This window comes from Psychrosphaera sp. F3M07 (assembly GCF_018860345.1).
In the GTDB taxonomy this organism is placed as follows: Bacteria; Pseudomonadota; Gammaproteobacteria; order Enterobacterales; family Alteromonadaceae; genus Psychrosphaera; species Psychrosphaera aquimarina.
On record NZ_JAHKPJ010000021.1, the window covers coordinates 271,478 to 293,497 of the forward strand.

Consider the following 22,020-nt stretch of genomic DNA (forward strand, 5'->3'; position numbering starts at 1 on the left):
CGCAGTGAGTATTTGGACACCGGATGGTTGGAGAAATTTCCCTATCCAACAACAACCGACTTATAAAGATCAAACATTATTATCAAACGTTGAACAGCAATTGCAAAGCTTTCCGCCTCTAGTTTTTGCTGAAGAAACGAGAGAATTACATCGTCAATTAGGTGAAGTTGCTGAAGGTCGTGGGTTTGTTTTACAAGGTGGTGACTGCGCAGAGTCGTTTGCTGATTTTAACGCGGCAAATATCAGAGATACGTTTAAAGTTATGCTGCAAATGGCTGTAGTATTGACGTTTGGCGGTAAAGTACCAGTAACTAAAATTGCACGTGTTGCAGGACAATATGCAAAACCGCGTTCAGCTGATTTAGAAACGATTGATGGTGTTTCATTACCGAGTTATCGTGGCGATAACGTTAATAGCTTTGAATTCACACCAGAAGCTCGTGAACCCGATCCTAATCGTTTGATCACGGCTTATCATCATTCGGCATCTACATTAAATTTATTACGAGCTTTCGCTCAAGGTGGGTTAGCTGATTTACACCAAGTAAACCGCTGGAACATGAGTTTTGTCGCCTCTAACCCTAATCGTGAACGTTACCAACATTTAGCGGATAGAATTAAAGAAACGTTAGAGTTTATGGAAGTCATTGGTTTAACGTCAGAAACGACACCTAGTATTAAAGAAACTCAATTATTCACCTCACATGAAGCATTGTTATTAAATTATGAACAAGCGTTAACTCGTCGTGATCACTTATCTGGCAATTGGTATGATTGCTCTGCACATATGTTATGGATTGGTGAACGTACTCGTCAATTAGATCACGCACATATGGAATTCTTTAAAGGCATTCATAATCCTGTAGGTGTTAAAGTTGGACCTAGCATGGACCCAGATGATCTTATTCGTATGATAGATGCTATTAACCCGAATAATGAAGCGGGTCGTTTAACCTTAATTACTCGAATGGGTGCTGATGTATTAGCCGAAAAATTACCAGCTCTAGTTCGTAAGGTAGAATCTGAAGGGCGTAAGGTGGTTTGGAGTTCAGATCCAATGCACGGTAATACGATTAAAGCGTCTAACGGTTATAAAACGCGTAACTTCGATTCTGTTTTACGTGAAATCCAGCAGTTCTTCGGTGTACATAAATCGGAAGGCAGTTGGGCCGGTGGCGTTCACTTTGAAATGACAGGGCAACATGTTACTGAGTGTACTGGTGGGGCTTATGGCTTAAGTGAGGCGGATTTGTCTCAACGTTATAAAACTCAATGTGATCCAAGATTAAATGCAGATCAAGTACAAGAACTTGCTTTCTTGATCACGGATGCATTAAAAGATGCTAAAAAGTCGTAACATTCAGTTTTAGTATTAATTTAATAAGAATTAAAAGCCAACTATCAAATAGTTGGCTTTTTTTGTAAAGTTAACATACAAATAGATGTATTGGAAAAAGCTGTGTCTGAAACCGTTACTTTAAATCAACCAAGTATTAAGCAAACTCACCGATTACCATTTATAGATTGGTTACGAGGGATCAGTATACTGTTGATGGTGATTTACCACTTCTGTTATGACTTAGATTTGTTTGGTTACATAGTTACCACCTTTGGTAAAGGTCCTTGGATACCATTTCGTTATGTCATAGTAGTAGGCTTTTTAACTTTAGTTGGTGTAAGTTTAGTCATCGTCCATCAGCGACGTGTTAATTGGAAAAGCTTAAATAAACGAACGTTACAGTTACTTATCGCGTGTATATTTGTATCAGGCTCTGGCTACTTTATCGCAGCTAATAAAATAACAATATTTGGCATATTACAATTTATATTGGTTGCGAGTTGGTTGGCATTGCCTATCATCAATAAACCTAAGTTAGCGCTAATTGTTGGTATTGCCATTTTTATAATTGGCCATAGCGTAACGTTTCCATTCTTTAATTCTGTTTGGTTGCATTGGATTGGGATGGCTGAGACGAAAAGAGCCGCACTGGATTTTGTGCCTTTGTTTCCCTGGTTAGGTGCGGTATTCGTTGGCGTGTTTTTAGGTCATTGGTTTATGTCGGAGAAAGGGCGTAAATTAGGGGCTTTTACCTTCAATAATCACCCTAATGCTGTATTGAGAAAGATTAACCAAACTATTGAAAAAATGGGACAAAATAGCTTAGTAATCTATTTAGTACACCAACCAATCATGTTTGGTGTTTTTTATGCCATTGAATATCTATATTAAGTTATTAACTTTGGTTTTAATTCTGGAAAAACCAATTAATACTTATGTCTTTCTAGTCCCATTTCAGAAATAACTTTGGCTGAAATCTCTTCAACAGAGAAGTGAGTCGTATTTATATAAGGGATCTTATTCTTCTTATACATGCGTTCTACTTCTCTTAATTCCATTCTGCATTGGCGTATTGATGCGTATTTACTGTTTGCATAACGTTCGTGTCTGATTGCAGCTAATCGAGCAGGTTCGATAGTTAAGCCAAATATTTTCTTTTTATTTTGTTTTAAATCATTTGATAACTTCAAATCATCCATGTCATCTTCGATAAATGGGTAATTCGCGGCTTTAATACCGTATTGTAATGCAAGGTATAAGCTAGTTGGCGTTTTACCACTGCGTGAAACCCCAACTAAGATCACATCTGCATCATCGTAATGTTGTGTAGTTTGTCCATCATCATTAGCCAGCGCATAATTCATGGCACCAATTCTGTGATCATAACTTTCTTCATGAATTGAATGAGTTCTATGTAACTTAGGGGTAGGTTCAATATTTAATACTTGGGTAATCTCTTTGGTAAACGGACTCAATACATCAAAACAAATACTATCTGTTCCCTTAATTAATCTCTTAAATGCTTTTTCAACAAATGTAAAAAACACAAAAGGGCGATTGCCTGTTGTTTTATAACGAATATTTATCTGATCACACAAGTGTAATGCTTGCGCTTCAGTTTCAATAAATGGGCTAGTTATGTGCTCAATTTCAATAGGGTATTGCGACAAGGTCGCATGTCCAATGACTTCAGCTGTAATTGCTGTTCCGTCTGATATATAAAAGGCTGTGTGGGACATTATTTTCTCTTGTAGTAATAAATTAACAAAATTAATTACATTTTACCCGACCAAAAACTCGGTGTAGAATGCAGTTTCTTTGTAAGTGACCTTGTAATAATACAAAATACAGAACACTAATTTTAACGCAACTAAAATCTTGGAGACAGCCTAGTGCAAAATCAACAAACGGCCCAACAATATGTGATTTGGTATCAGCAATTAGGAATGAACGATGTAAATCAAGTTGGTGGTAAAAATGCGTCGTTAGGCGAGATGATCAGCAATTTGGCTAATGCGGGAGTAAAAGTACCGGGTGGATTTGCAACAACGTCTTATGCTTTTAATGAATTTTTAGAGCAGAGTGGATTAGAAAAACGTATTCATGATGTGTTGGACACTCTAGATGTAGAAGATGTTAATGAGCTTGCAAAAATTGGTGAGCAAATCCGCAACTGGATAATCGAAACTCCGTTTACAGACAATATAGAGCAAGCTATATCCGAATCTTACACTCAGCTTGCTGGTGAATTAGGCGAACAAGCCTCTTTTGCTGTTCGTTCATCTGCTACTGCAGAAGATATGCCTGATGCATCATTTGCCGGTCAACAAGAAACGTTTTTAAATGTTAAAGGATTAGATGCAATTAAAGTGGCAGTGAAACACGTTTATGCATCGTTATTTAATGACCGAGCCATTTCATACCGTGTCCATCAAGGTTATGACCATAAAGGTGTGGCTTTATCTGCGGGCGTACAACGTATGGTACGTTCTGATTTAGCATCTTCAGGTGTTTTATTCTCAATTGATACTGAATCTGGTTTTGAAGATGTTGTATTTGTCACTTCTGCTTATGGTTTAGGTGAAATGGTCGTTCAGGGCGCAGTTAATCCAGATGAGTTTTATGTGCATAAGCCAACTTTAGCAGCAAATAGACCTGCCGTTGTACGTAAAACCATGGGAAGCAAAGCAATTCAAATGACCTACTCTGAAGACCAAGGTCATGGTAAACAAGTCAAAATTGAAGATGTTGATGTGGCTAAACGTAATCAGTTCTCATTAACCGAAGATGAGGTGATGGAACTGGCTAAACAAGCAGTGATCATCGAGAAACATTATGGTCGCCCAATGGACATTGAGTGGGCTAAAGATGGCTTAGATGGTCAGTTATATATAGTTCAAGCAAGACCTGAAACAGTACGTAGCAATGAAGAAACGAATGTCATAGAAACATTCCAATTACAACAACGTGGTACCGTTATCTGTGAAGGTCGTGCTATTGGTCACAAAGTAGGTTCAGGTACGGCTAAAGTCTTAAATTCAATTGCTGAAATGGACAAAATTTTACCTGGCGATGTATTAGTGACTGACATGACGGATCCTGATTGGGAACCAATCATGAAACGAGCTTCAGCTATCGTTACCAATCGAGGCGGTCGTACATGTCATGCAGCTATTATAGCGCGTGAGTTAGGTATTCCAGCCGTTGTTGGTTGTGGTAATGCAACAGAGACATTAACAACAGGTGATCAATTAACGGTATCTTGTGCTGAAGGTGATACCGGCTTTATTTATAGTGAAATTTTGCCATTTGATGTAGTGACATCCAAAGTCGATGAGATGCCTGACTTACCAATTAAAGTCATGATGAATGTTGGTAACCCAGATAGAGCCTTTGATTTTGCACGTTTACCACACGCTGGAGTTGGTTTAGCGCGACTTGAATTTATTATTAATAGAATGATAGGTGTTCATCCAAAAGCATTAATAAATTATGAAAAACAAGATGCAGACCTTAAAGAAGAAATTGATGAGTTAATTGCAGGTTATGAGTCTCCGGTTGAATTTTATATTAATAAAATCAAAGAAGGTGTTGCTACTTTAGCTTCAGCCTTCTATCCAGAAAAAGTAATCGTAAGAATGTCTGATTTTAAATCTAATGAATATGCCAATTTGGTTGGTGGTGAGCAGTACGAACCAGAAGAAGAAAACCCAATGATTGGGTATCGTGGTGCCGCACGTTATATTTCTGATGACTTCAGAGAGTGTTTTGCATTGGAATGTGAAGCGTTAAAACGCGTACGTAACGACATGGGATTCACTAACGTAGAAGTGATGATCCCATTTGTTAGAACCGTAGGTGAAGCCAAAAAAGTCAGTGAATTGTTAACTGAGCATGGTTTAAAACGTGGTGACAATGGTTTACGTGTAATTATGATGTGCGAATTGCCATCTAATGCATTGTTAGCAGATCAATTTTTGGAGTACTTTGACGGCTTTTCAATTGGGTCGAATGACTTAACTCAGCTAACGCTTGGTTTGGATAGAGATTCTGGTTTAATAGCACACTTATTCGATGAACGTGATGAAGCCATTAAGATGTTACTTGCAATGGCAATCAAAACGTGTAAAGAAAAAGGTAAGTACGTTGGCATATGTGGTCAAGGTCCATCTGATCATGAAGATTTCGCCGAATGGCTAGTTGAACAAGGCATTGATTCTGTATCGTTAAACCCTGATACAGTACTTGAAACCTGGTTATATCTAGCGGAACAACAAAAAGTTAACTAACCTATTTGAGTTGTTAGTTAACGTTTTAGGAAGCACGGTGTGAGTGAATTACATCGTGTTTTTTTTGCTTAACTGATAATGAACTGAACATTGTGAAAGTAGGAAGGGAAAATGAAATTAATCCATATGACATTTTTTGTATTTTTTACCCGACTGACAAGGGCAGTTATCATTTCTTTTTAACTTTATTATTGGAGTTTCAAATAACAGGCCTGTGTCGTATTTCAGCTTATTATTATCATTAATAAACGTCGAACGTTCATGTATTTTATGATATTCATCATTTATCAATAAATGAGCAATAAACTCAACAGTATCATCTTTAAAATCTACCACATCCAAATGTACAAATTGACATGTGGAACAGGTTTCAATTAAGTCTTGTTCAGAAAAAGTGGTTAATAATCGGTCAGAACTTGTTTTAATTAAATAGCTAGTGTTACCAATAGCAAACGCTGAATAACGCGAACGCATTAATTGTTCAAAATCAGATGCCGATTTTTCTTCTTTTACTATAGGTTCACAACAATCAGAGTAGCTATCCCCAGACTTACAATAACACAGCATAATGACAAATTTTAATGATGAACAATGGCTTGATCATGAGTGTTTTTATTAAGTAAGTAAAGTGCGGTATTTACTGATTTTGCTTTTGCGTTTAATAGAGCATATTCACTTTGGTTAATTAAACCATCCCAGATCACTAACGCTGAACAATTTTCATTTCTTAGACCTTGATATGCAGTGAAAAGTATATCTGTACAATGTTTTTTATGAACGATCAGTACTTTATCTAAATTAATATTATGATGGGTTAAAATATCTTTTTTAGGTAAATGATCAGGCGCTATTAATAGGGTCCAACCACAACAATATTCATAACGTTTAATGATTTTAATTAATTCAAAGTGAGAATTTAAATCATCTTCAGAAGGGGTGTTTAAAAGTATGGTTTCTACTAAATGTTTAGACTCTGTATTAAATATACCCATCATTATTCCTGTGTTTGTTAACAGTGGTTTTATATACAGTAGTTTATCCAGTAGTAAAACACAACACTTTTTTTACAGCTTAATTAATATTAAAATTGCATATTTGCTATACTAAGAATATGTTTATATTAATAATTTAGGTTGGAGTACGTTTAACCAATGAGCAAATATAATAAATGGATGTTAGTTTTGTTCATTTTATTCCCAATCTTGTTGTTCCTGTTTGGAATAGGAAACTCCTTTACTGACATCAGTAAACTTGCACTAAGTGAAGATGATATCAGCATAGACATCAGGCATAAGTTCTACACAGATAAAACCAACCAATTATCCCTAAATGATGTTGTCGATAAATTAAATGACTTTGACGAATTACCATTAAACAAAGCGAAGGTTAGCTTTGGTGAAATAGGATTTTGGTATCAAATTGATATAAAAAATGTGTTAAATCAATCTAGAGAATTAATTGTATTCTTAGATAATCCTATGATTGATATTATTAATGTTCATCAATTAAAAGAGGGGGAATACAAGTTAGTAAGGTCTTTAGGTGACAGTAACCTAGACAATATAATTTTAGATATAGCACTTCCCAATTTTAATGTTGAATTAGATGCCGGGCAACAAACCTCGTTTTTAATTTACACAACAACAACGGGTGCAGCTAATGTACCTATTTCTATATATGACAGTGAAAACTTTTATCGATATAAAGATGCCGTTTACCTTTTATGGGGGGCATTTATTGGTATTGTTGCAGTCATGTCAGTGTATAACTTAATTTTATTTATTGGCACCAGAGAAAAGTTGTATGTTCTTTATATCGGTTATATCGCTATATTTTTAATCGAACTGGCTACCGTTCATGGCTATGGTGTCTACATCATGTCACTGCCATTATTCGACTTTTTCTCCAAAAATATTATCTCCATGAACTACCTTTTAGGTTACTTTACTTTGATGTTTGCTTCTCATTACTTGAAGTTTAATGAAGAACCAGAGCGAAAGGTCACACGTTATGTCAACTATCTTAGTTATTCATACCTAGTACTCTCTGTGATATCAATATTTGTTGTGGAATATATAGCTGCACAAATATTTTTCAGTTTACAGATATTACTCTATGGTTTAGCTGTAACTATGATGTATACAAGATTAAAAGAAGGAGTTAAATGGGCCAATTTTTATATTTTTTCTTGGCTTCCGCTTCTTGTCGGAACGGCAGTAGGCCCTTTATTACTAACTGGAAATCTTGAATACAGTTTTTGGTCTCGACATGCGCTTTTGCTGGGCGTTGTTTTTGAAATAACCTTTATGGCTATGGCATTAGCGCATAGGTTAAGAACCAGTGAAAATGATAGATTGTATCAAGCATCTCACGATCACTTATTTGGTTTTGCTAATAGTAATTCACTAGAAGTAGCCGTTAAAGGATTAACTGAGAAATCAAATGAACCTTCTTTTTCAATAATGATCGTATCTATTTCAAAATATGAATCGATAGTGCCTTATTTACCTAAAGAAAGCTTAAAATCAATTGTTTATCAATTTGTCAGTGATGTTGAAACTGAATTAAGCAATGAACTGTTATTAATCGACATAGATAAAGACTCTCAGTATATGAAAATGGCAATGATCCGTGAAGGTGTCTTTGCATTTTTAGTATCAAGTAATGATGAACATTTACTTAATAATGTTATGAGTCAGTTTGCCGCTCAACAACCAATTACCTACAACAGTGGTGAATTGTCGTTGAATATTAAATGTTTAATAGGGGCTTCTACTTATACCAGTAGAATTAATAATACCAATGAGCTTGTTAATAAAGCGCAGCAAGCTATCGAATTAGCCATTGAAAATGGTAATTTGCACGGTATTTATAATGATCATGTAAATAATAATGATCAAAGAAAAGTTATGTTAGCGTCAGATTTACAAACGGCGATTGAAGCGGGGTCATTGCAGCTTTACCATCAACCTCAGACTTCTACTTCAACAGGTATGGTTGTCGGCAGTGAAGTGCTATTACGCTGGAGTCATCCTAATTATGGCTTCATACCTCCTGATGAGTTTGTAAGAATTGCAGAAGATACAGGGATCATTAATAAGCTAAGCGAATGGGTATTTAATAAAAGTTGTGAGCACCTAGTTGAGCTGATGAAATTAGGTATCGACAATCATATTGTATCGGTCAATATGTCGGTTCATGACGTAATGCATAATGGCTTTATTTCTTATTTAATAAGAACCATAGAAAGGTATCAATTACGCGCTGATATGTTTGTATTAGAACTGACGGAAACGGTGTCAGTGACAGATACAAAAAAATTCACACGAAACATGCTTGAATTAAAAGACATAGGTTTTTGCCTAGCCATCGACGACTTTGGCACCGGTTACTCTTCGTTAACGTATGTCAGTAAACATCCTTTTGACAAACTAAAAATAGACAGAGAATTCATTAAGAATTTAGATCAATCGGACAAAGATTTTACAATTGTGTCCGCAACTATAAAAATGGCTAAAAGTCTTGGGTTAGAAGTGGTCGCTGAAGGGGTTGAAGATCAGAAGACATTGACTCTGTTAAAGTCGTTGAACTGTGAATGGGCCCAAGGTTACCATATTTCCAAACCTTTGCCATTTGAAGCATATGTTGAATGGTTGGATGAGGAATCCATCAAGAACAGTTTCAGTTGAGTTTTAGAAGGGAAGACGACTCATAACAGAGCCGTCTGTTTTAAATGTTATTAGTTTAGCTTAGTGACAAATCCGTTAATTTCATTTTCTTTCAGTTGTGCCAATTCAGTTTCTGCATTGGCTTTTTCTTGAAATTTACCCGTATATAATTTCATCAATTCACCGGATTGTTTTATAAACGTTTGTTTATCTAAACTTTGTAATTTAGTGATGATTGGGTCAGCTGAACTTAATGTACTAAAACTACCTAATTGAACGGCGTAAAAGCTACCCATACTCACAAATTTAGTGGTTGTTTGTTTAACTGGGGTATTGACGATAAATCCATCCACTCCCATTCCCTTCAGTTTTCTTAACGATACAGACGCAGATGATTTAGTTTCAAATCCTTGATAATAGATTTTGATTAAGCCGTTTATTTCCCTTGTATATGTCTGATCTTCTGCAATATTATTTTGTTTTAGATATAGATTTACGGAATTTATGTTCTTAAATACACCAATCTGAATAGTAAAGGGCATATCTTCAAATGTATCTTGTACAAGCATGCTACTTTCTTCAGGCGCTAGTTCTTCAACTTGACTATTGATTAAAGTATCGTCAATTACACCAGTTACAGAGCTGGCTAATAAACTCGGCGCAGTGGTGATAGGAAGTGTGTCTTCAATTAACGGTGAATCGGTTTTAACATCACTGGTTAAATCGGTATCAAGTGTTGTACTTACCGTTTGTATTGGGTCAGCACTTTCATTTTTAAAAGTGGATACAGGAGCTCGATGACTTGGAGTGTATTTAAACCCTAAACCTACAGAGCTAGAATCGGTTAACACATTTGAACCAAAATCATAACTTCCTTCAAGTACAATACTAAATGAATCTGATACATCATATGCAAATGTCAGGTTGCTATAACCTTGTGTGGTACCTGAGTCTAAGGAAATTTGTTTAACCTCTACAGCATTTACGGCCAACCCAATGCTTGGAGTAATACTAAATTCATTGGTCAATTCAAATTTATATCCTGTTGACCAACGTAAATTAGTAAAGTCATGTTTAAAATCAACATTATTTAACTCATAACTTAAGTCGGATAAATGATCTAAGCCTACATTTATAATGAAACCACTTTCTGTACTAGGTTTATAACCCAGTTCCATTTTAGCGCCTGAACTTGAGAAGTGATCAGAATATAATCCACTAAGTTGAAAACTAAAGGGGCTTTTTATTAATTCAGTGACTTCCATATCTTCATTTTCTGCACAAATAGCAAACGTTGAAAATATAAGTGGTGAAGTTAATAGAGTAATAAAAATAGTTTTTAATTTAGCCATGTGATCCCTTAGCAAAAATACCTGTTAAAACTAAACAGCAACAATACAGTGAAACAATTTACGATTTTAGTGTAATTGTTTTTGCACCGCTTTAATAGTGAGGTATATCAATAACCAGTCAAGTTTAGCGTCAAAATTGAATATAAATTGTTTGAAATAAATCGATTAATTTAATAATAGCAATTACCTATCTGGTAAGACCTCGCTATTTAACAATATTTTTGCTGGGTTTTTGATAGTCAGACTGAGACGACGATCAGAAATAAAAAACTGTCTAACGCTTACCCTATATGACTTGTACGTATTTTGAACAAGTGGTCAAATTAGGTTAGGAGTTTGTATATAACCATTAGTTTTTTTTTTAAACAAAATATAATTAAAAACTAACCAAAATGAGGCCTTTACCTAAGTAAAAATATAGGCTAGATTTTTACCACTTTATATATTTAGAGGCGTATTTTTGAACCTAGATATAAAGATTTTTATATGATGTACGTATTTTAACTTCTCTTTAGTTGACGAATCATACATTTGACTCATTGATTGTCCGATGACTTTTTTGCTCAATATTAAGATTAGTAGTGAATTTAGTTGTCAAATCATAATGAATATATTTTAAACATATAAGCTTTAAGTTAACGGAGTAATCATGAGTAAAAGTAAAGGGGGATCAGTCGCCCCTAAAGAACGTGTTAATATTTCCTATAAACCGGCCGTTGGGGATGCAACTGCTTCCATTGAATTACCAATGAAAGTCTTAGTATTAGGTGATTTTACGACTAAACCAGACGACCGAATTATGGAAGACAGAGACATCATCAATGTGAACAAAAATAACTTTGATGAAGTGATGTCCTCAATGGACCTAAGTGCTGAATTCACGGTACCTAATCATCTCACTGACGATGCTGAAGAATTTGAAATAAAACTTAATCCTAAAAACCTCAAAGACCTATCCCCAGATCAATTAGTAAATAGCATTCCTGAATTAAAGAAAGTTATTGAATTACGTACAGCATTAAAAGCATTAAAAGGACCGTTAGGAAATGTACCTAGTATGCGTAAGAGCATACAGTCAATGATTTCTGACGAATCTATTAGAGGTCGATTAATTCAAGAAATTAATCCAGACGCATAAATCTAGATTTCACTCTAAAGGTATAGATATGGTAACCACAAAAGAAGAAGTTATAGAAGGGACGTTGGTTGATGAAATCTTAGGTTTCACAAAAATTTCCCAAAGTGACGAAAGCTATCCTGTTGTAAAACAAGGCGTAGAAGTATTATTAAAAGAAGTTTTAGACCGTGACCAAGCAACAGTTAGAGTTGACAAGTCGTTTGTTGACCAGTTGATTGAAGAATTAGATCTTCGTCTAAGTGCTCAAATGGATGCGATTTTACACAATGAAACATTCCAAGAGTTAGAAAAACCTTGGGCAAGTTTAAATTTCCTCGTTAACCGCACTGATTTCTCTCAAAATATTAAAGTTCAAATCCTTAACGCTACAAAAGATGATTTAGCTGAAGATTTTGAAGATGCGCCAGAAATAACACAAACGGGTTTATATCGACGTGTATATACCGATGAATATGGACAATTTGGTGGTGAACCATTTGGTGTAATCATTGGTGATTATTCGTTTAATCAAAAAGGCACAGATATCGACTTGCTCAAAAATTTAAGCGCAGTTTCGGCGATGACTCACGCTCCGTTTATTGCATCAGCGAGTAATGAATTTTTTGGTATTGACGATTACAGTGAATTACCTTCTCTTAAAGAATTGGAATCAATCTTTGATGGTGCACCTTATACTAAATGGCGCTCATTTAGAGAAACTGACGATGCTCGATATGTTGGATTAACGCTACCTAAATTTATGTTACGTCCAACGTATGGTGAAGATGCGATAGTTCGTAACTTTAACTATAAAGAGACAATTACCGAAAAAGGTGATTACTTATGGGGTAACGCAGCATATGCGTATGCGAGTCGTTTAGTGGCTAGTTTTGCTGAATTTAGATGGTGTCCTAATATTATAGGTCCACAATCTGGTGGTGCAGTTGAAGACTTAGCTATCGACGTAGTTGATGTTGATGGGTCGGATGAAATACGCGGTCCTGTTGAAGTCGTTATTTCAGATCGTAAAGAATATGAATTAGCTGAGTTAGGTTTTATTCCACTGACACTTCGTAAAGGTGGAGATCATGCCGTATTTTTCTCATCCAATGCTGTTCAAAAAGCGATTAAGTTTGGTAATGATGAAGAAGGTCAATTAGCTGAATTAAATTATAAACTTGGTACTCAGTTACCTTATTTATTTATTGTTTGCCGTTTAGCTCATTATATAAAAGTTTTACAACGCGAAAATTTAGGCAGTTGGAAAACAAGAGCTGACTTACAAACAGAACTTAACAAATGGTTACGCCGTTATGTGGCTGACCAAGAGAATCCATCACCGGCAACAAGAAGTGCCAGACCGTTAAGAAATGCAGAACTAACGGTGTCTGAAGTTAAAGGTGAGGCTGGTTGGTACACAGTTTCTTTAAGTGTGACTCCACACTTTAAATTCATGGGTGCTAATTTTACACTTTCACTTAGTGGAATGCTGGATCGCAATTAATACTAATGCCTAGTGAATGCTAGGCATTATTAATTAAAGTACATTTAAATAAATAAGGAATATTCTAATGCCAAATGAAATTTTTATTACAATTGAAGACGCTGAAGGTAATAACTTAACTGAAGGTGCTTCTTCTAAAGAAAGTATCGGTTCTTATTATAAAGAAGAGCATGTTGATAAAATATTTGCTCAGGCTTTTGCCCAAAAAAGCATATTGCCAATCGATAGACGTAATGGCCAGGTTACTGGTGTAAGACGTCATGAATATCTAGAATTTACAAAATTAATTGATAAAAGCAGTCCAATTTTAGCCCAGCTTTTATCTCAACCTACCGACCTTAACATTCATGTTGAATTTTACCGTTCTCCAGATGAAACCAGTGGTGGTGAACCTGTACGCTATTTTCAATTAAAGATGGCTGAAGCTAAATTGATCAGTATCGAAACTGTCTCTCCAAATGCAATGGATCCTGCAAACGATCACTACATGGCAACGGAAACTCTACAATTCAGTTTTAACGCAGTTGCCTGGAAACATGATGTTTGTGGTACAGAATGTGTTGATTCATCTGCAAATGGTGAAAATGTTGAATTAGTTGCATTTGACGACTAAATCAAAAAATAAACGCACTTAAATTATTAAGTGCGTTTTTCTCTACCCTTGGTGATTAAATAGTATGGATTTACGTGTTTCGAGTTTAATAATTATTTTGCTCGCTTTATCTGGTTGTGCAACACAGCTAACTGAATGGAAGGGTACGATTGAAGATGTTCCTCCAATTACGATTGATGATTCCAATAAATCTGAAAATGATTGGATTTGGAAAGACTCAAAAAATAAATGGATTTATAGAGATGGTGAACCAGCGTTAGCAGAGTTTGCTAACTGGGGTTTTGAAAATCAGTCGTTTGTATTTAGATTCGAATCACCTCAACATTTGAACTTACATTTGGGTAAACCTCATAGTTTGTATTTAAAGGTTTATCAGTTAACCGATCTTAAGTTTTTTAAAGATATTATTAAAACACCTGCTGGTAATCGAGAATTGTTATCGTCAGGAAAAATTGATCCAAGTATTGTTGCTATTAATGAATTAACAATTTCACCAAACGATGTTGAAACTCTGGTGGTTGATAGGTTTAAAGAAACTCGATTCATTGCAATTGTGACTGGCTATTTCGCTATGAAGTCCGGTGAAAATATCAGAATATTTGAAGTTCCTGCAGTAAAAAATAGATTCGCAACTGAAAACTTTACTTTTAGTGACCTAAATCCTTTTGCTGAACCATCAGTAACAGAAGCTGCAAGGATAAAAGCTTGGGTAGATCTTGGTGTAACAAAAATATCTCGTTTAAGAATGATAGCTCAGTAGAGCAAATGAAAAATACCAAAAATTAAATTACATTGTATAGGGTAATCAGGTGAATTTTAATAAACCGCTTCTTTGGCATCAAGGCTTGTTCCTACAGCCTCAGCACTTTCAGTATAACTCGCTTCATATGCAGCAAAGTATCGTGCAATATATGGCACAATCTAGCTCATATCCTTGGGGAGTGTCTTCGTTACAACTTGATGATGCCGCATTAAATCGAGGACAGTTTTCAATCAAAGGTGCTGAAATTATCTTTGAAGACGGAACATTCACTAACATACCTGAAAATGCCCATATTATTTCTAGAAACTTTGATAGTGTTTGGATAGATAGAACTAAACCATTGGAAGTGTATTTAGGCTTAGCTAAATTAGCCGATGATCAAAGCAATGTTACGGTTGTCACAAATTATGACAGTAATCCCAATATAACGACTCGCTTTGTCTCCTTAGTCGAAGGTGAAGAATTCCATGATTTACATCAGGGTAAAGTCTCTAGTCATCTAAAAACCATGAAATATGCGGTTACTGTATTGTTTAATGAAGAAGTTTCTTCATCGAATAATTTCGTTACGATTCCAATTGCTGTAATAGAACAGCATGAAGATGAAGCGCACTTTAGCAGTTCGTTTATTCCTCCAAGTATATCAATGCGTGGTTCATCTATTTTAATGTCTACTGTAAAAGACATTAGAGACGAATTAGTCGGTCGTTCTAAACAATTAGAAAATTATAAAAGTAATCCAACGTCACGAGCTGCAGAATTTAATCCTGTTGCAGAACGTTACAGAGCAGCATTACGTGTAATAGCTAGGTACGCGCCTATGTTAAATCACCATCTTGAAAATAGTGTGGTACATCCATTAGAAATTTATGGATTAATCAGATCGCTTGTTGGTGAATTGAGTACATTTTCAGACAAGGTAAACTTACTCGGTGAGACTTTTGAGACCGGAGTCGATTTACCAAAGTACCAGCATAAAAATTTAGGTAACAGTTTTTCATTAGCAAAAAATATAGCCATAACCTTGCTTGATGAACTAACAGTAAGTCCAGAATTATTAGTTAAATTTACCAAGGATGAAGCGGGTAGATTTAGTTGCCAATTACCAAATGATTTCTTCGCTAAACAACACAGTATGTACATAGTGCTTGAAACAGCCACTCCATTTAGTGAATTTATCACTTCATTTAACCGATTCGCTAAGTTGGGTTCAAATAGTCAAGTTGATATTTATGTAGAAAGAGCCATTCCAGGAATACCATTTGAACACCTCAGTGAACAACCGACTGGCCTAGAGCGTCGTTCAAAAGTGACCTATTTTACCATTAGTAGAAACAGTGAAAAATGGAAATTAGTTGAAGAGGAAGGAAAACTTTCACTTCAGTGGGACGATGCGCCTGAAGATTTAAATGTTGAAACTGTTTTAGTCAGAGGGTAGGGAGTTACTATGCGTTTAATTGATTGTTTTGCACCTAGTTTTGCCTACACTTTGGACATGATTGCCGATAGTGAAAAAGGCGAAACAATCGAGTTTGCAACGGTTCAAAGTCATATTATAAGCCAGATTGATAGTCTTAAAGCAAGAGCATTTGATGGTGGGTATTCTGAAAAACAATACCAAATTGCGTTATATGCGGCGATTGCACTGATAGATGAAAAACTTGTGAGTGCAAATTGGCATGGTCGCAAGGAATGGGTTAAATCCTTATTACAAAAACGTTATTTTGATACGTCTAATGCGGGGATTGAATTTTTTAATAAGTTAGATCAATTAAATCCATTTAACCCAGCCGAAAGGGATATAAGAGAAGTATATTTTTATTGTATGTCTATCGGTTTCTCAGGCAAGTTTTACGGTGAAGGCGCTCAATCCGCTTTGGATATTATAAAACATGATAATTATCAGTTACTAAATGACGACGAAGCGATATCCAGTGAATCATTATTTCCGAGTGCTTTTGCCCGTAAAACCGTAGCTGGGAAGGTTAAGGTAGCAAAGAATTTTTCTAGCCTTTTATATGGCGGTCCTATTTTAGTTTTAGTCATTTGTTTTTTTATGTTCAAGAAGCAAATACTTGATTTAGCAAGTTTTTTAGTTATTTCTGTGTAACAGAAATTCAATAATAATTAATAAAAAAAGAAAATATTGTGAAAAAATTCCTTAAATTTCTACTAATTTTATTTGTTTGGTTGTTAATTGCTGTTGCAGTTATTGGCGGAACAGTAATGGCTGGCTTTGAACTAGATCTAGGTATTAAGATCTTTGTATTCTTATTTGTAGGTTGGTTAGCTTTTCTATTAATAAGAAAAATAGTCATTAACTATCGGTCAAAAAAGAAAGTCGAGAACTTAGTAAATGTAGAGCAAGCAGAGAAATCATCTTGGAACTTTGGCTTTTCAATGGGGATATCGCCACTTAAAAATAATTTTACTAGTATGATAAAAATGCTAAAGAAAAGTTATTTAAAAGTTCATGGCGATCCTATGTATGTGTTGCCTTGGTATTTGATGATAGGGAATTCTAGTAGCGGTAAAACACAAGCGTTGGAGTCTGCTAATCTTCCTTCTCCGACTATAGATAAAGACTCTGTTACTGATCTGGATTGTGGCATTAACTGGGTTTTATATAACCAAGGTATTGTTATTGATACTCCTGGAGATTATTTAGCAAGTCAGGACTCAAACAATAGAAACTCAGATTGGTTACAACTGTTAGGATTATTAAAGAAACATAGGGCAAAAGAGCCGATTAATGGTGTTATTGTTTCATTATCGATTACCGACTTAATTTCAGGCAATAGCCAAAAATTAATCGAGGTGGGAATTCAATCTCGTAAAAACATAGAACAACTTATGCAACAGTTACATGTACAAGTCCCTGTATATGTAATGATCACTAATTTAGATGCATTACCAGGTATAAATGAGTGGAGCATTGACCTAGACGAACAACTGCTAAAAGATCCATTAGGTGAAGTTAACAATGATAGCTTGCCAGTTTCTGAGTTTATTAAAACCGCAGTAGGTAATATTTCGGAAAGGTTAAAACAATTATTACTAGCTTCAATTAAAAATGAAAAAGTCAGTTCTAATTTATTGATGTTACCGACAAATTTTGAACAACTTGAGCGTCATCTATCTACATTCACAGAAACGTTATTTCAAACCAATCCATACCAAAAAACACCTTTCTTCAGAGGTATCTATTTTGTTGGTCAAGCCAAAGCGGGGGTTCAACAAAATAACCATTCAGGTATTTTTTCAAATCGTTTCTTCACTGAGATTATTCCAAGTGAACGAAACATGGTTAGTTCGTTAGCGTCAACAGAAAAAATTGCTCAAAAACAACGTTTAGGTAAAACATTCGCTTGGAATGCAGTGTTTGCTGTGATGATAGGCTTGTTGTATGTGGGTTATGACAATGATGTTGAAACATTAGATCAATTGATAAATGAAAACGCAGGTAGTTTTGAAAATTCAAATAATTTACCTAGGAATATAAGCAGTTTGTACCAATACAGAGATATGGTTAATGTGTTGCAAAACCATTCTTGGATCCCATGGTTTGGAATTTCTGGCAAGCCTGAATTTATCACTAAATTAGAAGGTATGTTCTCTGAACGTGTTCAAGCGCGGTTAGTTGAGCAAACTGATTTAGTTTTTAGCAGGGAATTAGCAAATAGCTTTACACGTGATGCGGATATATCAGAAGAGAAAATTGTTTCATTTATTAGCACACTCGTCCGTCGTATTAATATTATTGACGCTTACATGGATGGTCAGGGGCAAGATTATTTAGAAACTATGCCTTCTCCATATAGTTATAGTGATGCAAGCTTTTTTGGTATAAATGAAGATGCAACCGTAGATCGATTAAACACTCTTTACCTTCAATCATTAGCGTGGATCACCGATAAAAACTTGTTAAAACAAGAAGTGGTTTTGTTAAATGAACAATTACATGACATTTTAATTAAAAGTAAAAACTTAAGTAATTGGATGATCCCGTGGGCGAATGAAGTCGCTAAAAGCAATGAAGTTAGGATCTCTGACTTCTGGACCAATACCACAGGGAAAATGAAAAACGATGTCATTATCAACGGTGCTTATACAATTGAAGGAAAAGCCGTTATTGATGATTTTATCGGTCAAATCAAAGCAACTGGTCGTTACGATGAGATCCTTGACAATATCTTACCTGGATTTGAAGAAGAGTATAAAAAGCGCTATTTGGGTGAGTGGGAAAAATTTGCGCTTAACTTTTCACGAGGTAGTGAGAAGTTAAGCAACAGAGATGAATGGCTGAACGTTATCAATAATTTATCGACTGGCCGAAACATATATTTTAATGCTTTAAATACAGTCGAAAAGCAAATTCAACCATACAAAGATGACGCAGAATTACCAGATTGGGTCACTATGGTAATGTTCTATCAGGATATGAGAGCGTTCGCACCAGAAGAAAAAACAGATGGTGCTCAAAACAAAATGCTTACCAAAATGGCACTTAAAATTGTTGGTAAAGCAGGACCGCTAGGTAAAGCATTAGCTAAGTCCGGTAAGAAAGGCTTAAAAACCCAGAAGAAAATGGCAAAAGGTGCTTCTGGCCCATCACCTGATGAACGTCAAATGCAATTGGAAGCTGCAGGTCAACTTCTTGGTGAATATCGTCAATCTTTAGCTGACTTTGTTTACAGTGCTGAAATGCGTTCTGTCTCCCATGCAGCTGTGGCAACCTTATATCAATACCCAGATAATCCAGCTGAAGGTGAAAGTCCACTAGCTATGTCTTATGCTAGTTTAAAACAACTTCAAGCTATTGTTGGCAAAGAAAGTAATACTAATAAAGCGTTCTGGAATTTATATTCTGGCGCTATTGATTTGATGCAACAATATATGATTTCTGAGTCTTCATGTGAGATACAGAATATTTGGAATGATGAGTTTTTAACAAACTTAGAGGGTGTCCCTACTTATAAAGTACCTAATATGGCATTTGGTCCCGATGGTATTTTATGGACGATGTTATCCGACCAATTAGCACCGTTTGTTACTGAGCGCTTTGGTGCAGGTTATGTTGCAACTAAAGTAGATAAAACAACGTATCCTATTAATAGTGACTTCTTAACATTTGCTGCAAGAGCAAAAGACGGCAAACAATCGAAGCAAGAAGAGTACTTAGTTCGCTTAGATGCGATACCAACTAGTACAAACTTGGATAGCAAATTCTCTGTATCTGAAACTAGATTAGAGTTGCAATGTGCTGCTGGTCCTATGATGTTAATAAACAAAAACTTCTTCAACAGTGAAGTCTTTAAATGGACAGATGCATGTAGCACGGTCAATTTAACCATAAACGTTGGACGTTTTGTCTTAGAGAAAAAATTTGAAGGGGCATTAGGTTTCCCTAATTTCCTAAAAGCTTTTAAAACAGGACAAAAACGTTATACAGCCAATGATTTCCCTGAATATGCTCAAAGCTTAAGAGAATCGGGAATTAGTTTTATTGATGTTAAATATCGTATGTCTGGTCAAGAAGAGTTATTACGTTCATTAAATAGTAAAAAACTATCGATTCCTCGTAAGATATCGAGTTGCTGGGAAGGTAATGTTGCAACATTATCTGCTGCAAAAAACTAATGAACGATTTATTTAATCAACCTAAATGGGACAAACTCAGTTTTAGTTATCAAACCGTTGATGACAATGCTGAAATTGAGTTGCCATTTAAAATGTTGATATTGGGTGACTTTACACAATCTAATCAAGATGGTGACACCCATTTATTAAAACCTTCGAGAGTCTCGTTTGATACTTTTAATCAGTTCTTTGCTTCGCAAAGCTTGACCATTCAGTTAGAAATGGCCGTTTCCGATATTGATGAAAACATCAGTTATATTGATGTAGATGTTAACTTAAAATCAATGGCTGATTTCGAAGCATTTGAGCTGGTTAATTCCGTGCCTTACTTGAAGGCACATAAGGATTTAATGGTTGATCTTCAGGTTATTCTGAATAAAAACAATCTGGATGGGATTTACTTTAGCGAAGCCCAAAAACAGTTGTTAAAACAGTGTAATGTTCAGCCTGACAGCATCACTATTGCTGAGTTACCGTTTATATTATGCGATGTAAACGAACATCTGTATGAAATGTTAGATATTGTTCTTCACCATTCTAAATTTCAAAAACTTGAATCCATTTGGCGTAATTTAAAGCAACTATTAAATAGCGCTAAAGAGATTAAAAATACCCATTTTGAAATCCTAGATATTAGCCAACAACATTTGGACGAAGATTTTTATGCCAATAGAGACATCCGTGAGAGTATCTTATTTGATATCGTTTATTTCCAAGAATACGCTCAATACGGCGGCCATCCCTACACGGCTATTATTGCAGATTATGAATTTGCTAATGGGGCACAAGATTTAGCACTATTAAAGAATATTGCTAATGTTTGTCATGCCGCACATGTGCCATTTATAGCAGGCCTTTCTGCTAAGTTCATGGGTTGTGAAACCTTTGACCAACTTGCGTCTTTGAGTGATTTGTCTGAGTTATATAGTTCATCTAAATATATAAAATGGCGCAATTTTCAACAAGATGTAACTTCTTCTTACATTGGTTTAGTGTTACCTAGTATAAATTTACGTAAAGGGTATAACTATCCTGCTGGTGTATTGGGTGGAATGCCTTATCGAGAGAATGTGAGAGGCAGTAATAATGTGTTGTTAGGCAACGCATCTTTTGCTTATGCACAATGTTTGGTCAACAGTTTTGCTAAATATAACGTTTGCACTGACTTATGTGGTCCGGTAGGCGGCGCAGTTTCGGTTGAATACTTATCAGATTCAACAAATAGAATTCCAGACTTTCCAATCGAATGTGTATTTTCAGAAACAAAATTAAATCAATTAAGTAATTTAGGGCTGTTACCTTTAGCCGTAAATAAACGTCAAAACGAAATATTTTTTAATACTGCAGGATCACTGCGTTGGGGATCATTGTCGATACCAACGACCAGAACAACAGCTGAAAAATTAAATGGGCAAGTTGAAGCTCAATTACCGTATTTATTTATAATTTCACGTATTGCACATTATTTGAAGGTTGTGCAAAGAGAACAAATAGGCTCGTTAGATAGTATTAGTGAATTGCAAACCGAGTTAAATCGTTGGTTAAGGCGATTTACTTCCGATGTGGAGAACCCTGCAGCTAGCGTTCGCTCAAGAAAGCCTCTAAAAAAAGCAGAAATTGTAATTACAGGTAAAGGGGTAGATGAGATACCGCAAATGAGCCTTAGTGTTGTGCCGCATATGAAGTATTTAGGCAACGACTTTGTATTAACATTAAATTTTTCCACTGATTAATT

The 22,020-nt window shown here is 35.4% G+C and carries 16 protein-coding genes; 12 read left to right on the top strand and 4 right to left on the bottom strand.

Annotation, left to right across the window (positions count from 1 at the left end; all coding sequences use genetic code 11):
- Positions 1-4 precede the first annotated feature (4 nt).
- On the top strand, positions 5-1,357 hold the full coding sequence (locus KO505_RS11960; protein ID WP_216055679.1) for a class II 3-deoxy-7-phosphoheptulonate synthase: 1,353 nt from the start codon (positions 5-7) through the stop codon (positions 1,355-1,357).
- Positions 1,358-1,459: 102 nt separating this feature from the next.
- Positions 1,460-2,230 (top strand): heparan-alpha-glucosaminide N-acetyltransferase, encoded by a 771-nt coding sequence (locus KO505_RS11965; RefSeq protein WP_216055680.1) that lies wholly within the window; start codon positions 1,460-1,462, stop codon positions 2,228-2,230.
- A 35-nt stretch (positions 2,231-2,265) separates the two neighbouring features.
- Here KO505_RS11965 and KO505_RS11970 read toward each other — a convergent pair whose 3' ends face one another.
- A complete protein-coding gene (locus KO505_RS11970; RefSeq protein ID WP_216055681.1) occupies positions 2,266-3,078 on the bottom strand; it encodes a pyruvate, water dikinase regulatory protein in 813 nt (270 codons plus the stop codon).
- A 153-nt stretch (positions 3,079-3,231) separates the two neighbouring features.
- Between KO505_RS11970 and ppsA the strand changes: the two genes are divergently transcribed.
- Positions 3,232-5,628 (top strand): phosphoenolpyruvate synthase, encoded by a 2,397-nt coding sequence (gene ppsA, locus KO505_RS11975; protein ID WP_371819996.1) that lies wholly within the window; start codon positions 3,232-3,234, stop codon positions 5,626-5,628.
- A gap of 117 nt (positions 5,629-5,745) precedes the next feature.
- Here the strand turns inward: ppsA and KO505_RS11980 are convergent, their stop codons facing one another.
- Positions 5,746-6,195: a YchJ family protein gene (locus tag KO505_RS11980; RefSeq protein ID WP_216055682.1), complete on the bottom strand. Its 450-nt coding sequence runs from the start codon at positions 6,193-6,195 to the stop codon at positions 5,746-5,748.
- An 11-nt stretch (positions 6,196-6,206) separates the two neighbouring features.
- A complete protein-coding gene (locus KO505_RS11985) occupies positions 6,207-6,620 on the bottom strand; it encodes a hypothetical protein (RefSeq protein ID WP_216055683.1) in 414 nt (137 codons plus the stop codon).
- A 159-nt stretch (positions 6,621-6,779) separates the two neighbouring features.
- Between KO505_RS11985 and KO505_RS11990 the strand changes: the two genes are divergently transcribed.
- Entirely contained in the window at positions 6,780-9,317 is a 2,538-nt protein-coding gene (locus KO505_RS11990) for an EAL domain-containing protein (protein WP_216055684.1), read from the top strand.
- Between the two features lie 50 nt (positions 9,318-9,367).
- Here KO505_RS11990 and KO505_RS11995 read toward each other — a convergent pair whose 3' ends face one another.
- Positions 9,368-10,648: an SPOR domain-containing protein gene (locus KO505_RS11995; RefSeq protein ID WP_216055685.1), complete on the bottom strand. Its 1,281-nt coding sequence runs from the start codon at positions 10,646-10,648 to the stop codon at positions 9,368-9,370.
- 649 nt (positions 10,649-11,297) lie between these two features.
- On the opposite strand from KO505_RS11995, the gene tssB reads away from it, so the two are divergent.
- From tssB to tssC (KO505_RS12035), 8 genes are all read left to right on the top strand, one after another.
- On the top strand, positions 11,298-11,786 hold the full coding sequence (tssB, locus tag KO505_RS12000) for a type VI secretion system contractile sheath small subunit (RefSeq protein ID WP_216055686.1): 489 nt from the start codon (positions 11,298-11,300) through the stop codon (positions 11,784-11,786).
- Positions 11,787-11,814: 28 nt separating this feature from the next.
- Entirely contained in the window at positions 11,815-13,269 is a 1,455-nt protein-coding gene (tssC, locus tag KO505_RS12005; RefSeq protein WP_216055687.1) for a type VI secretion system contractile sheath large subunit, read from the top strand.
- A 67-nt stretch (positions 13,270-13,336) separates the two neighbouring features.
- On the top strand, positions 13,337-13,882 hold the full coding sequence (tssD, locus tag KO505_RS12010; RefSeq protein ID WP_216055688.1) for a type VI secretion system tube protein TssD: 546 nt from the start codon (positions 13,337-13,339) through the stop codon (positions 13,880-13,882).
- 64 nt (positions 13,883-13,946) lie between these two features.
- A complete protein-coding gene (locus tag KO505_RS12015; RefSeq protein ID WP_216055689.1) occupies positions 13,947-14,642 on the top strand; it encodes a type VI secretion lipoprotein TssJ in 696 nt (231 codons plus the stop codon).
- A 49-nt stretch (positions 14,643-14,691) separates the two neighbouring features.
- Positions 14,692-16,083, top strand: a complete 1,392-nt coding sequence (gene tssK, locus KO505_RS12020) for a type VI secretion system baseplate subunit TssK (RefSeq protein ID WP_216055690.1) — start codon at positions 14,692-14,694, stop codon at positions 16,081-16,083.
- A 9-nt stretch (positions 16,084-16,092) separates the two neighbouring features.
- Positions 16,093-16,755: a DotU family type IV/VI secretion system protein gene (locus KO505_RS12025; protein ID WP_216055691.1), complete on the top strand. Its 663-nt coding sequence runs from the start codon at positions 16,093-16,095 to the stop codon at positions 16,753-16,755.
- Between the two features lie 38 nt (positions 16,756-16,793).
- Entirely contained in the window at positions 16,794-20,285 is a 3,492-nt protein-coding gene (locus tag KO505_RS12030; protein WP_216055692.1) for a type VI secretion protein IcmF/TssM N-terminal domain-containing protein, read from the top strand.
- Positions 20,285-22,018, top strand: coding sequence for a type VI secretion system contractile sheath large subunit (gene tssC / locus KO505_RS12035; RefSeq protein ID WP_216055693.1), 1,734 nt, complete (start codon positions 20,285-20,287; stop codon positions 22,016-22,018). Before KO505_RS12030 ends, tssC (KO505_RS12035) begins: the two co-directional genes overlap by 1 nt.
- Positions 22,019-22,020: the final 2 nt, after the last annotated feature.